Source organism: Streptomyces sp. NPDC005070, from assembly GCF_053600395.1.
The window spans coordinates 1-14,546 of record NZ_JBSFZS010000156.1; the positions used below are offsets into that span (position 1 = coordinate 1).

Annotated in this window: 11 protein-coding genes; 6 read left to right on the forward strand and 5 right to left on the reverse strand. The window is 73.8% G+C overall.

The window, feature by feature from the left end; all coding sequences use genetic code 11:
* Positions 1-102: 102 nt before the first annotated feature.
* The gene (gene pepN, locus ACWEBX_RS33075) at positions 103-2,682 is read right to left on the reverse strand and encodes an aminopeptidase N (RefSeq protein WP_451888455.1); all 2,580 of its coding nucleotides are present in this window, start codon (positions 2,680-2,682) and stop codon (positions 103-105) included.
* Between the two features lie 112 nt (positions 2,683-2,794).
* On the opposite strand from pepN, the gene ACWEBX_RS33080 reads away from it, so the two are divergent.
* Positions 2,795-3,271 carry a DUF1203 domain-containing protein gene (locus ACWEBX_RS33080; protein ID WP_451888456.1) on the forward strand — a complete coding sequence of 159 codons (477 nt, stop codon included), beginning with the start codon at positions 2,795-2,797 and terminating at the stop codon, positions 3,269-3,271.
* A 78-nt stretch (positions 3,272-3,349) separates the two neighbouring features.
* Here ACWEBX_RS33080 and ACWEBX_RS33085 read toward each other — a convergent pair whose 3' ends face one another.
* The 3 genes from ACWEBX_RS33085 to ACWEBX_RS33095 are packed head-to-tail and all read right to left on the reverse strand — an operon-like array spanning position 3,350 to position 6,071.
* Positions 3,350-3,589, reverse strand: coding sequence for a hypothetical protein (locus ACWEBX_RS33085; RefSeq protein ID WP_339129379.1), 240 nt, complete (start codon positions 3,587-3,589; stop codon positions 3,350-3,352).
* A 56-nt stretch (positions 3,590-3,645) separates the two neighbouring features.
* Positions 3,646-5,802, reverse strand: coding sequence for a 4-alpha-glucanotransferase (gene malQ / locus ACWEBX_RS33090; protein ID WP_451888457.1), 2,157 nt, complete (start codon positions 5,800-5,802; stop codon positions 3,646-3,648).
* Positions 5,802-6,071 carry a hypothetical protein gene (locus ACWEBX_RS33095; RefSeq protein WP_451888458.1) on the reverse strand — a complete coding sequence of 90 codons (270 nt, stop codon included), beginning with the start codon at positions 6,069-6,071 and terminating at the stop codon, positions 5,802-5,804. Before ACWEBX_RS33095 ends, malQ begins: the two co-directional genes overlap by 1 nt.
* 299 nt (positions 6,072-6,370) lie before the next feature.
* On the opposite strand from ACWEBX_RS33095, the gene ACWEBX_RS33100 reads away from it, so the two are divergent.
* The 4 genes from ACWEBX_RS33100 to ACWEBX_RS33115 all read left to right on the forward strand — a co-directional run bounded on the left by ACWEBX_RS33100 (position 6,371) and on the right by ACWEBX_RS33115 (position 12,323).
* On the forward strand, positions 6,371-9,625 hold the full coding sequence (locus ACWEBX_RS33100) for a beta-N-acetylglucosaminidase domain-containing protein (RefSeq protein WP_451888459.1): 3,255 nt from the start codon (positions 6,371-6,373) through the stop codon (positions 9,623-9,625).
* Between the two features lie 126 nt (positions 9,626-9,751).
* Positions 9,752-10,285, forward strand: coding sequence for a PadR family transcriptional regulator (locus tag ACWEBX_RS33105; RefSeq protein ID WP_451888460.1), 534 nt, complete (start codon positions 9,752-9,754; stop codon positions 10,283-10,285).
* The gene (locus ACWEBX_RS33110; RefSeq protein WP_451888461.1) at positions 10,282-10,995 is read left to right on the forward strand and encodes an ABC transporter ATP-binding protein; all 714 of its coding nucleotides are present in this window, start codon (positions 10,282-10,284) and stop codon (positions 10,993-10,995) included. The genes ACWEBX_RS33105 and ACWEBX_RS33110 overlap by 4 nt, the downstream gene beginning before the upstream one ends.
* Positions 10,992-12,323, forward strand: a complete 1,332-nt coding sequence (locus tag ACWEBX_RS33115; RefSeq protein ID WP_451888462.1) for an FtsX-like permease family protein — start codon at positions 10,992-10,994, stop codon at positions 12,321-12,323. Before ACWEBX_RS33110 ends, ACWEBX_RS33115 begins: the two co-directional genes overlap by 4 nt.
* 174 nt (positions 12,324-12,497) lie before the next feature.
* On the opposite strand, the gene ACWEBX_RS33120 is transcribed toward ACWEBX_RS33115, so the two are convergent.
* Positions 12,498-13,034 carry an HNH endonuclease gene (locus tag ACWEBX_RS33120; protein WP_037618871.1) on the reverse strand — a complete coding sequence of 179 codons (537 nt, stop codon included), beginning with the start codon at positions 13,032-13,034 and terminating at the stop codon, positions 12,498-12,500.
* A 273-nt stretch (positions 13,035-13,307) separates the two neighbouring features.
* On the opposite strand from ACWEBX_RS33120, the gene ACWEBX_RS33125 reads away from it, so the two are divergent.
* On the forward strand, positions 13,308-14,420 hold the full coding sequence (locus tag ACWEBX_RS33125) for a mechanosensitive ion channel family protein (protein WP_451888463.1): 1,113 nt from the start codon (positions 13,308-13,310) through the stop codon (positions 14,418-14,420).
* The last annotated feature ends 126 nt before the right edge of the window (positions 14,421-14,546 follow it).

Genomic DNA, 14,546 nt, shown 5'->3' on the forward strand with positions numbered 1-14,546 from the left:
CCACCACCCTGGAGGCGTCCTTCAGTTCACCGCTCGACCCGTTCCGGAGGACGGCACCCCACCGTCCCGCCCCCTCGGGGTCTGTGCGTTCCTGATGCGTTCCTAGGCGGTGGCCGCGCGCGCGTCCGCCGCCTGCGCCTTCAGAGCACGCTCGACACCCGAGCGGGACTCCGAGACGAGGCGCCGGAGGGCGGCGTTGGGCTCGGCCGAGGCCAGCCACGCGTCCGTCCTGGCGAGGGTGTCCTCGGCGATGTGGATGCCCGGGTAGAGGCCGGTCGCGATCTGCTGCGCGATCTCGTGCGAGCGGGCGTCCCAGATCTCCTTGACCACGGAGAAGTACTTGTCCGTGTAGGGGGCGAGCAGCTCACGCTGGTCGGCCTGCACGAAGCCGCCGATGACCGCTTCCTGCACGGCGTTCGGGAGCTTGTCGGACTCGACGACCGAGGCCCACGCCTCGGCCTTCGCCTCCTCGGTGGGCCGGGCGGCGCGGGCGGTGGCCGCGTGCCGCTCGCCGGCGGCGGTCTTGTCGCGCTCGTACTCGGCGGCGATCTCCGCCTCGTCGAAGCGTCCGACGGCCGCGAGCCGCTGGACGAACGCCCAGCGCAGCTCGGTGTCGACGGCGAGGCCCTCGATGGTCTCGCGGTCTTCGAGCAGCGCCTCCAGGAGGTCGAGCTGCTCCGGCGTGCGCGCGGTCGCCGCGAAGGCGCGCGCCCAGGCGAGCTGGTGGTCGCCGCCGGCGTCGGCCGCGCGCAGGTGGGCGAGCGTCGCGTCCGTCCAGCGGGTGAGCAGCGCCTCGCGGGCGGCCGGGTCGGCGTACAGCTCGATCGCGAGCTTGACCTGGCGCTGCAGCGACTGCACGACACCGATGTCGGACTCCTTGCCGATGCCGGACAGCACCAGGGCCAGGTAGTCGCGGGCGGCGAGTTCGGCGTCGCGGGTCATGTCCCAGGCCGAGGCCCAGCACAGGGCGCGCGGCAGGGAGGACTCGAAGTCGCCGAGGTGCTCGGTGACGAAGGCGAGGGAGTCCTCGTCGAGGCGGACCTTGGCGTACGACAGGTCGTCGTCGTTGAGCAGGATCACGTCGGGGCGGCGCTTGCCGAGGAGGTGCGGTACGGCGGTCAGCTCCCCGTCCACGTCCAGCTCGATGCGCTCGTCGCGCACCAGCTTGCCGCTGGCGCCGTCGAGCTCGTAGAGGCCGACCGCGATGCGGTGCGGGCGCAGCGTGGGCTCGCCCTGGGCGCCGGCGGGCAGCGCGGGGGCCTCCTGGCGGATGGCGAAGGCGGTGACGACACCCTGGGCGTCGGTCTCGATCTCCGGGCGCAGGATGTTGATGCCGGCGGTCTGGAGCCACTTCTGCGACCAGGTGCCGAGGTCGCGTCCGGAGGTCTCCTCCAGGGCGCCGAGCAGGTCGGACAGGCGCGTGTTCCCGAAGGCGTGGGCCTTGAAGTAGGCCTGGACGCCGCGGAAGAACGCGTCCATGCCGACGTAGGCGACGAGCTGCTTGAGGACGGAGGCGCCCTTGGCGTACGTGATGCCGTCGAAGTTGACGAGCACGTCGTCGAGGTCGCGGATCTCGGCCATGATCGGGTGGGTGGAGGGGAGCTGGTCCTGCCGGTACGCCCACGTCTTCATGGAGTTGGCGAAGGTGGTCCAGGAGTGCGGCCAGCGGCTGTCGGGGTGGTAGGCCTGACAGGCGATGGAGGTGTAGGTGGCGAACGACTCGTTGAGCCAGAGGTCGTTCCACCACTCCATGGTGACCAGGTCGCCGAACCACATGTGGGCGAGCTCGTGGAGGATCGTCTCGGCGCGCAGCTCGTACGCGGCGTCGGTGACCTTGGAGCGGAAGACGTACTGGTCGCGGATGGTGACCGCGCCCGCGTTCTCCATGGCGCCCGCGTTGAACTCGGGCACGAAGAGCTGGTCGTACTTCGTGAAGGGGTACGCGTAGTCGAACTTCTCCTGGAACCAGTCGAAGCCCTGCCGGGTGACCTCGAAGATCGCGTCCGAGTCGAGGAACTCGGCGAGCGAGGGGCGACAGTAGATGCCGAGCGGTACGGTCTGGCCGTCCTTCTCGTACACGCTGTGCACGGAGTGGTACGGGCCGACGATCAGCGCGGTGATGTACGTCGAGATCCGCGGCGTGGGCTCGAAGACCCAGACGTCGTCCTTGGGCTCCGGGGTCGGCGAGTTGGAGATGACCGTCCAGCCGGTCGGCGCCTTCACGGTGAACTGGAAGGTGGCCTTGAGGTCGGGCTGCTCGAAGGACGCGAAGACGCGGCGGGCGTCCGGCACCTCGAACTGGGTGTAGAGGTAGGCCTGCTGGTCGACGGGGTCGACGAACCGGTGCAGGCCCTCACCGGTGTTGGTGTAGGCGCAGTCGGCGACGACGCGGACGACGTTGCGCCCCTCCAGGAGGCCGGGCAGCGCGATCCGCGAGTCCTCGAAGGCCTCGGCCGGGTCGAGCGGGTCGCCGTTGAGGGTGACTTCGTGGACGGCCGGGGCGACCAGGTCGATGAAGGACTCCGCGCCGGTCTCGGCGGAGTCGAAGCGCACCGTGGTCACGGACCGGTAGGTGCCGCCCTCCTGCGCGCCGGAGAGGTCGAGTTCGACCTCGTACGAGTCAACGGTGAGCAGCTTCGCCCGCTGCTGCGCCTCTTCGCGGGTCAGGTTTGTGCCAGGCACGCGGTCATCTCCTCGTTATGTGTGGGTTGCGCCATCCTTCCACGGGACCCGCACACAGCGCGATGTCCGTTTCCCGCCGGTGCCGGGCCGTCGCGGGCGTGAGCCTTGGGACATGACGACGTACACCGCACAGCCCATCGGCGCGGCCGTTCTGAAGGAGCTCCGCGACACCGACGACGCGGGCCGCCGGCCCGTCCCGCTGACCGACAAGGAGGGCGGGGCCCCCTTGCGGTGCTGCCTGCGCCGCAGCGAGCCCGGAGAACGCGTCTGCCTGGTCTCCTACGCCCCGTTGCGCCGCTGGGCGGCACGGGGCGGCGCGGAGCCGGGCCCCTACGACGAGACGGGCCCGGTCTTCATCCACGCGGAGGAGTGCGCGGGCCCGGACACGGACGCCCTGCCGTTCACGAACGCCCACCGCACGGTCCGCCGCTATTCGGCCCAGGGACGCATCCTGGGCGGGCGGCTGGTCGGGACACCGTCCGCGTTCGGCGAGGCCTTCACGGAGGCGTTCGCGGACCCTGAGGTGGTGCTGGTCCACGTACGGGCGGTGGAGTACGGCTGCTTCCTGTACGAGGTGCGGCGGGGCTGAGGGCCGGAAAACGGGTCGAGGGAATCCGCGCACCCGTGGGTACGCGGACTCCCTCGGCACGGAGTCGGTGTGCGGGGCTCAGCCCTGCTTCGGCTGCTTGTGGGACTTGTCCAGGACCATCACGAGGGCGGTGATGCCCCCGAACAGCACGAGCGGCAGCGCGACGTAGAGGCCGAGCGTCTCGATCACGCTCAGGCCGGAGCCGGGGTCGTCGCCGTCGTCGCGGGTCAGCGCGAGCGCGGGGGACGACATGAGCAGCATCATCAGCGTCGTGCCGGCCGCCAGGGCACCGGCGCGCAGGGCGTTCTTCTTGTCCACGGTGCAAACGTAGCGAACACCCGGCGGGGCCGCGCGCCCGGGGTGCCGTACGGAGGTCACGGGGCACGGGGCGGCTGTTCCGGAGGGCTCCCGGACGCACCCGTGCCCTCGCTCTCCGCCCTCACCACGTCGATGAGGGCGTGCAGCCTGGGCGACGCGGCCAGCTCCTCCAGGGTCACCGGACGCCCCTCGGCATCGGCGACGGGCAGCCGCCAGTTGGGGTACTCGTCCCAGGTGCCCGGAAGGTTCTGCGGGCGGCGGTCGCCGACGGTGTCCGGGAGCCAGACACCGATCAGCCGGGCCGGGGTGCGCAGCAGGAAGCGGTGCACGGCCTGGATCTCGGCCTCCTCGACCGAGGCGGGCGCCCCGCCGCTCGGACCGCGCAGCAGCCCGAGCCGGGAGAGCAGCGCCAGCCACTCCCGGACGTCCGCGCCGGCGGCCGCCCGTTCCTCGTCGAGGGAGCCGGTCAACAGGCCGAGCCGGTCACGGAGTTCGACGTGCTCGCCGGTGAACCGGGCCGCGGTGGACGGCAGGTCGTGGGTGGTGGCGGTGGCCAGGCAGTCGGCGCGCCAGCCCTCGGGCGGCAGGGGCAGGCCGTCCCCGTCCCAGTCGCGTTCGAACCACAGCACCGAGGTGCCGAGCACTCCGCGTTCCTGGAGCTTCTCGCGCACCCCGGGTTCGACGGTGCCGAGGTCCTCGCCTATGACCAGGGCTCCGGCCCGCGAGGCCTCCAGGACGAGGATCGCGAGCATCGCCTCGGCGTCGTAGCGGACGTACGAGCCCTCGGTGGGCGGCTGCCCCTCGGGGATCCACCAGAGCCGGAACAGGCCCATGACGTGGTCGATGCGCAGGGCGCCGGCGTGGCGCAGGAGCGCGCGCAGCAGCCGGCGGTAGGGGGCGTAGCCCGAGGCGGCGAGCCGGTCGGGCCGCCAGGGCGGCAGGCCCCAGTCCTGGCCGCGCGCGTTGAAGGCGTCGGGGGGCGCGCCGACGGACATGCCGGCCGCGAAGTACTCCTGCTGGGCCCAGGCGTCGGCTCCGTCGGGGTGGACCCCGACGGCGAGGTCGTGCACGAGACCGATGGCCATGCCCGCGTCGCGCGCGGAGCGCTGGGCGCGGGCGAGCTGGGCCTCGGTGAGCCAGACGAGCCGGCTGTGGAAGTCGACCCGGTCCATCAGTTCGCCCCGGGCGCGGGCGGTCGCCTGCGAGCGGGGGTCGCGCAGGGCCACGGGCCAGTTCCGCCAGTCGGAGCCGTGCACCTCGGCGAGCGCGCACCAGGTGGCGTGGTCCTCCAGCGCCCGGCCCTCCTCGGCGAGGAAGTCGGCGTGCGCGGCCTGCCGTCCGGGTCCGAGCGGTACGGCGCGCACCGCCGCGAGCGCCTCGCGCTTGAGCTCCCACACGGCGTCGCGGTCGATGAGCGCGCCCTTGCGCAGAACGGAGTCGCGCAGACGTTCGGCGCGCTCCCGCAGCGTGCGCAGCCGGTCCTGGTCCTCGGCGTACGGGTACTCGGGGATGTCCTCGACGCGCAGGTGCACCGGGTCGGGGAAGCGGCGGGAGGACGGCCGGTAGGGAGAGGGGTCGGTGGGGTCGCCGGGCACGGCCGCGTGCAGCGGGTTGACCTGGACGAATCCGGCGCCGAGCGCGCGTCCCGCCCAGGCGGTCAGCTCGGCGAGGTCGCCGAGGTCGCCCATGCCCCAGGAGTGGCGGGAGAGCAGGGAGTAGAGCTGGACGAGCAGGCCGTAGGCGCGTCCGGGCGGCGCGGGCAGCCGGGTGGGGGCGACGACGAGGTGGGCGTCGGCGGCCCGGCCGTCGGGGGCGGTGGCGTGCAGCGTGTGGACACCGGGCGGAAGGTTCTCGGCGGACGCGCGGGACCCGCCCTGTTCGGTGGTGACGCTCAGACGGGTGCCGTCCGGCAGTGCGGCGACCTCGGCGGGGACGAGTCCGCCCCAGCACACCAGGGTCGGCGGCAGCAGTCGCTCCGCCGTCTCGGCCTCGTGCAGCGCGAGGGCGGCCCGGACGGCTTCCGGGGTGCTCGCGTCGACGCCGAGCGCGGCCAGGATCGCGACGAGCGCGGTGTCCGGCGCCGCGACCGTACGGCCGGGGGACGGGCTGTACGCGGGGGCGACACCGTGCAGTTCGGCGAGCTGGGACAGGGGCGTCCGCGGCGCCGGCTCCGAGGCCGTCCGTGGCGGGTCGGCGGGCCCGGTGGGTGCCATCAGACCCCCGACGCGGCGCCGGTCGAGGTGGGCTCGCTCGTCAGATGCGCGGCGTCCGCGAGCGGCGGCTCACTGGTCAGCGGCTCGGCGTCGGGCAGCGGGGGTTCGCTCGTCAGCGGTGCCGCGGAGCAGGCGCCCTCCGAGCCGAGCGGACACAGGTGGGCGCCCTCGGGCTCGGCGGACGCCCGGCCGGCGCGCGGGCCGGGGACGGACGTCCGAGCCGCACGTTCGGACAGGGCCGTCAGGAGCAGGTGTGCCGATGCGGCCACGGGGGCCTCCTTGTCGAGGTCGGATACGGCGCCCGGGGGGCATTCCGGCGGTTCGTGCCGGAAACGGATGCCCCGGGCGGTCATCGCAGCCCTACCCCGTGGGCGCGACGGCAGACGCTCACGGACGGACAACGTGCTCCTGGTCACATTCCGTCGCCGTCCCGCGGGGCCGGACCGCACCTCCAGGCTGGGGTAATCCCGGCACTTCGGCCACTCTCGTTGACACCTTCACCACCCGAATGGTGGGCTCGACGGCACACCGAAGCCGCAGCCGGGACGGCGGGCTACGAGGGGGAACCGTGCGACTCGGGCGTGGAAAAGGAGCGACCGCACTGGCGTTCGCCGTGGTCGCGAGCACGTTCGTCACGGCCCCCGCGGCCCTCGCGGCACCCCATGGACCGGCGGCCTCCGCGGACGACCGCGTGCCCGCCGGAAGCGACCGGGAACCCACCGGAAGCACGGTGCCCGCCGTCTGGCCCCGCCCCCAGTCGCTGCGCGCGAACGGCGCCGGGGTGACCGTCACGGACGAGGTCGTCCTGGTCACCCCGGCGCCGAACACGTCCGGCGGCTCGGGCGCTCCGGCCGGTCCGTACCTCCCGGGCGTCCCCCTGACCCCGTACGCCCCCGGCGTGAGCGTCGACACGTACGCCCCGGACAGTGATCTCGACCCGTACGCCCTCGAAGCGCTGCGCGCGCTGCTGCGACGGGCCGGCGCACGCACGATCACGACGGCGCGTGACGGTGACGCGCTCCCGGCGCACGCCCTGGTGGTGCGTCTGGGGACGGACGCCGCGGACACCGGCGGGCGGGGCGCGGGGGCCTTCGGCGTCACGCGCGCCTCCTCGGGCTCCCTGGAGCGGGCGCTCACGGCGCTCGGCGCCGCACCCCGCGCCGACCTCCCCTCCGGCGGCTACCGGCTGGCCGTCGGCCGCGCCGACGGCCGGGACACGGTCGCGCTCGCGGGAGTCGGCGAGGACGGCCTGTTCCACGGAGTGCAGACCCTGGGCCAACTCCTCGGCGCCGACCGCCGGATCGCCGGTGCCGTCGTCCGCGACTGGCCCGGCACCGCCGTACGGGGCGTCACCGAGGGGTTCTACGGCAGCCCGTGGACCCCTGAACAGCGGCTCGCGCAGCTCGACTTCATGGGCAGGACCAAGCAGAACCGCTATGTGTACGCACCCGGCGACGACCTGTTCCGGCAGGCGCGCTGGCGTGAGGCGTACCCGGCCGGGGAGCGCGCCCGTTTCCGGGACCTGGCGGAACGGGCGCTCCGCAATCACGTCACGCTGACCTGGGCGGTGGCCCCGGGACAGGCGATGTGCTTCTCCTCGGACGCCGACGTGAAGGCCCTGACACACAAGCTCGACGCCATGTGGGCGCTCGGGTTCCGGTCCTTCCAGCTCCAGTTCCAGGACGTCAGCTACACCGAGTGGCACTGCGAGGAGGACGCGGACGCGTTCGGCTCCGGCCCCGGGGCGGCGGCGCGGGCGCAGGCGCGGGTGGCGAACGCCGTGGCCCGGCATCTCGCCGCCCGTCACCCGGAGGTGGCCGCGCTGTCCCTGATGCCGACGGAGTACTACGAGGACGGCTCGACCGACTACCGCCGGAAGCTGGCGGGCGCGCTGGACCGGGGCGTCGAGGTCGCCTGGACGGGCATCGGTGTCGTCCCGAAGACCATCACCGGCGGCGAACTGGCACGCACCCGGGCGGTGTTCGGCAGCCATCGGCTCGTCACCATGGACAACTACCCCGTCAACGACTACGCGCAGGACCGCGTGTTCCTCGGCCCCTACCAGGGGCGCGACCCGGCGGTGGCCACGGGTTCGGCGGCTCTGCTCGCCAACGCGATGCCCCAGGCGGAAGCCTCCCGCATCCCGCTGTTCACGACGGCCGACTACGCGTGGAACCCGCGGGACTACCGGCCCCAGGAGTCCTGGGAGGCCGCGATCGAGGATCTCGCGGGCGGGGACGCCGAGGACGCGGACGCGCTGCGCGCGCTGGCCGGGAACGAGGCGTCCTCCGTCCTCGGCGGTGAGGAGTCGGCGTATCTGCGCCCGCTCATGGAGGCGTTCTGGCAGGCGTGGACGGGCACGGACCGCGCCGCGGGCGAGCGTGCGGCCGGGCGGCTGCGCGCGGCCTTCACCGTGATGCGCGAGACGCCGGGGCGGCTGGCGGGCCGCCCGATCGCCACCGAAGTGGAGCCCTGGACCGGGCAGTTGGCGCGCTACGGCGAGGCAGGCGAGACGGCCGTCGCACTCCTCGACGCCCAGTCGAACGGTGACGCGACGGCGGCGTGGACGGCGTACCGCGCGCTGAACCGGCTGCGCCGCGAGCTCGCGGCGAGCGAGGTGAAGGTCGGCACGGGCGTGCTCGACCCGTTCCTGACGCGGGCCCGCACGGCGTACGAGAAGTGGGCGGGCCTCGACAACGAGTCCTCCACCGGCCGGGGAGCCCCGAAGAACCCCGACCCGACCGGGGACGGGGGCACGGGGACCGGCGGCGCGGGCACGGCGGGCACGGGCGGACGGGGCGACGGCGCCGCGGACGGCGCGGAAAGCGCGCCGGACGGCACGAGGGGTGACGGCGACGGGCAGGACGGCCGCGTCGTGCTGCTCCCGCGCCCCCGCATCCTCAGCGACGTCAGCGTGCTCACCGACCCCGGCGCGACGGGCTTCGTCGAGGCGCACGTGCCGGGCGAGGGCTGGCGGTACCTCGGCGCCCTCACCGCCGGGGGCGCGACGGAGCTCGGCGCGGCGGAGATCGGGGCGGAGGGCGTGCGCGTGGACGCGCTGCGGGTCGTCGGACCCGGGCGTTCCCAGGTCCGCCATCTCGTGCCGTGGTTCGCGGACACGCCCGCCGCGGCCCTGGACCTGGCCCGCTCCACGACGGACGTGGAGATCGGCGGCACGGAGCGGATCACGGCCCGGCTGACGTCCCTGCGTCCCACCGGCGTCCGCGGTGAGCTGACCGCACGCGCTCCCGAGGGCATCCGGGTCAAGGTCGCGCGGCCCTCGCCGACCCTGGCGCGCGGCGCCGTCGTCGACAGCGTCGTCGAGGTCACGGTCCCGCCGGGAACGCCGTCGGGCTCGTACGAGGTGACGGTCGCCTTCGGCGCCCGGACCCGCACCCTGACCGTCCGCGCCTTCCCGCGCACGGCGGGCCCCGACCTCGCCCGCACCGGCACGGCCTCCTCGTCCGCCGACGAGACTCCCGACTTCCCGGCCTCGGCGGCCAACGACGGCGATCCGACGACCCGTTGGTCCTCCACGGTGGACGACGGCGCCTGGTGGCAGGTGCAGTTCGCCGAGCCGGTGCGCCTCGGCCGGCTCGTGCTGACCTGGCAGGACGCGCACCCGTCCGCGTACCGCGTCCAGGTCTCCGCCGACGGACGCGTGTGGCGCACGGCGACGACCGTGACCGACGGCCGCGGCGGCCGCGAATCCCTCCGCTTCGACGAACGCGACGTCCGCCACGTCCGCGTCCAGGGGATGCGGCGGGCCACGGCGTACGGATACTCGCTGTGGTCGGCGGAGGCGTACGCGGTCGCGGACTGAGGCCCCTCGGCGGTTCTCGGCACTCCCCGGCGTCCCCGGCGCTCCCCGCCACCCCCGGCAGTTCGCGATCAGCTTTTCGCGTCCAACTATTCACTCAGTACATATCTTGAGTGCATACTGATCTCCATGAGTACCCGTCACATTCTGTTGGGGCTGCTCGCCGGAGGACCCAGCCATGGGTACGACCTCAAGCGACGGCACGACGAACGCTTCCCGCAGGCCCGCCCGCTGGCCTACGGGCAGGTGTACACGACGTTGCAGCGGCTGGTCCGCGACGGTCTCGCGGCGGTCGACGGCACCGACTCGGACGGAGGCCCCGAGCGGACCCTGTACCGCTCGACCGGAGACGGAACGCGCGAACTGGCGCGCTGGGCGGGCGAGATCGCGCCGCCCGCGCCCTTCGTGACGAACGAGATCTTCGCCAAGGTCGTCGTCTCGATCCTCGCCTCGGCGGACCCGGCCGGCTATCTGCGGGCGCAGCGGGCCGCGCACATGGCGCGGATGCGCGAGCTCACGGCGGTGAAGACGGCGCCCGGCGCCGGGCTCGCGACCGTCCTGTCGGCCGACTACGCCCTCAACCACCTCGACGCCGACCTCCGCTGGATGACGACCACGGCGGCCCGGCTCACCACCCTGACCGCGGAGGTCGACACAGCATGAGCACCCCCCTTCTGGCCGCCAGGGACCTGGTCAAGGCGCACGGCCCGACCCGGGCGCTGCGCGGCGCCTCACTGGACCTGGCCGCGGGCGAGGTCCTCGCCGTCACCGGGGCCAGCGGCAGCGGCAAGTCCACCCTGCTCCACTGCCTGGCGGGCATCGTCCGGCCCGACGGCGGAACCGTGGAGTACGGCGGCGAGCGCCTCGACCTGCTCCCCGAGAAGCGGCTCGGCGAGCTGCGCCGCACGGACTTCGGCGTGGTGTTCCAGTTCGGGCAGCTCATCCCCGAGCTGACCGCCGCCGACAACGTGGCGCTGCCCCTGCTGCTCGCGGGTGCCTCCCGGGCGGCGGCGCGGGAGCGGGCGGGCGAGTGGCTGGAGCGGTTCGGCGTACGAGGTCAGGAGGCACTGCGGCCCGGTGAGATGAGCGGCGGCCAGGCCCAGCGGGTGGCGCTGGCGCGGGCCCTCGTCACGGATCCGAAGGCCGTCTTCGCGGACGAGCCGACCGGCGCGCTGGACTCCCTCGCCGGAGAGCAGGTGATGACCGCCCTGATCCACACCGCCCGGGAGGCCGGCACGGCGGTCCTGCTGATCACGCATGACGCCCAGGTGGCGGCGTACGCGGACCGTGAGGTCGCGCTGCGGGACGGGGTCGTGACCGGCTCCGGCACCCCGGCGACGGCCCCGGCGGCCCCGACGGAGGTGTCCCGGTGAGGACCGATCTCCGTATCGCGCTGCTCCTGACCCGCGGTTCCGACCGGCGCGAGGGGTGGCGGGTCGCGCTGACGGCCGCCGGGGCGGCCCTGGCCACGGGGCTCTGTCTGGCGGCCGTCGCCATCGCCTCGCTCCAGGGGCAGTACCACCTGCCCCTCGCCCACGGCCTGCTGCGACAGCCCGGCGAACGGGCGGGCGTGGTTCTCGTCCTGCTGCTCCTGCTGGTGCCGGTGCTCGGTTTCCTCGGCCAGTGCGCCCGCGTCGGGGCCGTGCACCGCGACCGGCGGCTGGCCGCGCTGCGCCTGGCGGGGGCCGGCCCGGCGCAGGTGCGGCGGATCGCCGCTCTGGAGACGGGCCTCGCGTGCCTGACCGGCTCGGCCGTCGCCACCGCCGTCGGCGTCCCCGTCCTGCTGCGCCAGTGGCACAACCCGCCGGCCGTCGTCTGGGCCGGCTTCGCGGGAATCGCGCTCGCCGTGCCCGTGCTGGGCGCGCTGGTGAGCGCCCTCGCCCTGCGCCGGGTGCTGGCCTCGCCGCTCGGCTGGGTGCGCCGGGACCGCGGGCGGGGGCCGGGTCTCGCCGTTCCCCTGACGGCTCTCGTGACGCTTCTCACCGGGCTCGCCCTCGCGCCGCGCACCTTCGGCGGGTTCGAGACGGCCCCGCCGTTCGTGTTCGGCGTGGTGATAATCACGGGCGTCGGCGCCGTCTGGGCGGCCGGGGCGAGCGCCCGGCTGACGGGGCGCGTGCTGGCAGGGCGGACCGGGAACCCGGCGGTCCTGATCGCGGCCGAGCGGCTGCGGGACGATCCGTGGGCGGGCGCCCGCACCCATGCGGCGGTCCTGCTGGTGACCGTCGTGGGGACGGGCTTCGTCGGCGTGCGGCAGGTGCTGCTCGACGCCCTCGCCGGGCGGGACCGCGACGCGCTGCCCGCCGACCTGTCCTTCTACACGACCGGTGTCGATCTCGTGGGCGCCGCGATCCTGCTCGCCCTCGCGATCGCCCTGTCCGGGCTGGCCGTGGGAACCGCCGAATCGCTGGCCACCCGCCGCCGCGGTCTCGCCGCGCAGACCGCCGCCGGAGTCCCGTCGGCCGTGCTCGGCCGTGCCCTGCTCCTGGAGACGGCCCTGCCCCTCGCCCCGGCGATCGCGCTGGCCGGTGCCGGGGGCCTCGGGATCGGTGTCTGGTACGGGCAGCTCGCGAGCGGTGGGTTCGTGCCGGTGCTGCCGCTGGTCGTCCCCGTCGCCGTCTACGCGGCGTGTTTGCTGGCCGCGGCCACCTCGCTGCCCCTGCTGCGCCGCTCGGTGCGGCCCGCGGAGCTGCGCCAGGCGTGACCGCACGCGTCCGGCCCGTGGGCAGCGCCGAGCGCCCGTGAAGCCCGCGGGCGGGCGGCGCCGGGCAGGCCCGGGCGCCCGTGCGGCACGGGTGCCGGCGGCCGGGAGGCACGGGGGTCCTCCCGACGCCGGAAGTGATGGCGGCCGGCGCCACCATCACGAAGGCCCGGATCGTCAGGCTGAGATGCCGTCGATCCGGGCCATGGCGTCGTCCGCGCCGTACGGTTGCAGGTAGGGCATCCAGCGCGGGTCCCTGTGCCCGGTTCCGATGATGCGCCAGGCGAGCCCCGTCGGCGGGGCGGGTTTGTGGCGCAGGCGCCAGCCGATCTCGACCAGGTGGCGGTCGGCCTTGGTGTGGTTGCAGCGGCGGCAGGACGCCACCACGTTGTCCCAGGCGTGCTGACCCCCGCGGGAACGCGGGATGACGTGGTCGACGCTGGTTGCGACGCCACCGCAGTACATGCACCGGCCGCCGTCGCGGGCGAACAGAGCTCGCCTGGTCAGCGGGACGGGCCCTCGGTAGGGGACCCGGACGAACCTCTTCAGCCGGACCACGCTGGGTGCGGGGACAGTAACGGTCGCGCTGTGCATGAAGGCGCCGGATTCCTCGAGACAGACGGCTTTGTTCTCGAGGACGAGGACGAGCGCGCGGTGGAGCGGTACGACGCCGAGCGGCTCGTACGACGCGTTGAGGACCAGGACGTGCGGCACGGATGCCTCCTTGTACGCCGGCGGCGCGTGGCTCGCGCCGGGACGATCTGCAGTCAGTCTCCCCTCATGCCTGGTGGTGGCGCCACCATGTCCCGGTAACGGGCTGGGAGTGTTTTCGACCACACCCCCTACATCCCCAGGTGAGCACGGCCTCTCCCCCGAAGATGACAACGATCCACACACGATGCCCCGTTAGTGTGGTGGTTCTGCCCGGACGGCAACCCCTCCCGTGTCCCCGCCGCGGGCAGACCGCTACGCCTGGAGGTACCTGCTGTGTCCCTGCCCGTCCTATCGGCCCTGGCCGCCGGCCCGGCCCCGTCGCCGTCCCCCTCGACGACGACCGGTCCGGTGACCCCCACGCTTCAGGACGCCCAGGAGAAGGCGACCCACGCCGCGAGCTGGGTCGAGGAGAACTGGTCGACCTGGCTGGCCATAGGTCTGCGCGTCCTGCTGGTGCTGGTGATCGCGGCGATACTGAGAGTGTTCGTGCGCCGGGCGATCACCAAGCTCATCGACCGGATGGGCCGCACCGCCGAGGCGGTCGACGGCACGGCGCTCGGCGGTCTGCTGGTGAACGTGGAGCGCCGCCGTCAGCGCTCCCAGGCCATCGGCTCGGTCCTGCGCTCCGTCGCGTCCTTCCTGATCATGGGCACGGCCGCGCTGATGATCCTCAGCACGTTCGAGATCAATCTGGCCCCGCTGCTCGCCTCGGCGGGTGTGGCCGGTGTCGCGATCGGTTTCGGCGCCCGCAACCTGGTCACGGACTTCCTCTCCGGCGTCTTCATGATCCTGGAGGACCAGTACGGCGTCGGCGACGTGATCGACGCGGGTGTGGCCTCCGGCGAGGTCATCGAGGTGGGTCTGCGCGTGACCAAGCTGCGCGGCGACAACGGCGAGATCTGGTACATCCGCAACGGCGAGGTCAAGCGCATCGGGAACCTCTCCCAGGGCTGGGCGACGGCCGGTGTGGACGTCACGGTCCGCGCCTCGGAGGACCTGGACCACGTCCGGTCCGTCATCGGCGACGTCGCCGAGACCATCAGCAAGGAAGAGCCCTGGAACGAGCGGCTGTGGGGCCCGATCGAGATCCTGGGCCTGGACAGCGTCCTCCTCGACTCCATGGTGGTCCGGGTCTCGGCCAAGACGATGCCCGGCAAGGCCCTGTCCGTGGAGCGTGAGCTGCGCTGGCGCATCAAGCGCGCCTTCGAGGCCGCGGAGATCCGCATCGTGGGCGGCCCCAGCGCGCCCGCGGAGGAGGAGTCCCCCGACCCGTCGGCCGCGGTGGCGGCCCCGTCGGTGTTCGCCAACGCGGAGTCCGCCCAGTCGGTGGCGAGCTCCCCCATCCCGGCTCCGGCGGCTCCGGCTCCGTCGAGCGTGCCGAAGTAGGACGCGGCGGTACGACGAAGGGGCGGCGCCCGGAACACCCCGGCGCCCCCCGAACGGAAGAGCGGCGGGTATGGAAAGAGTGTATGATTAAGGGTGTAGATAACGGTGGGGGCCGGAAAAAAAAAA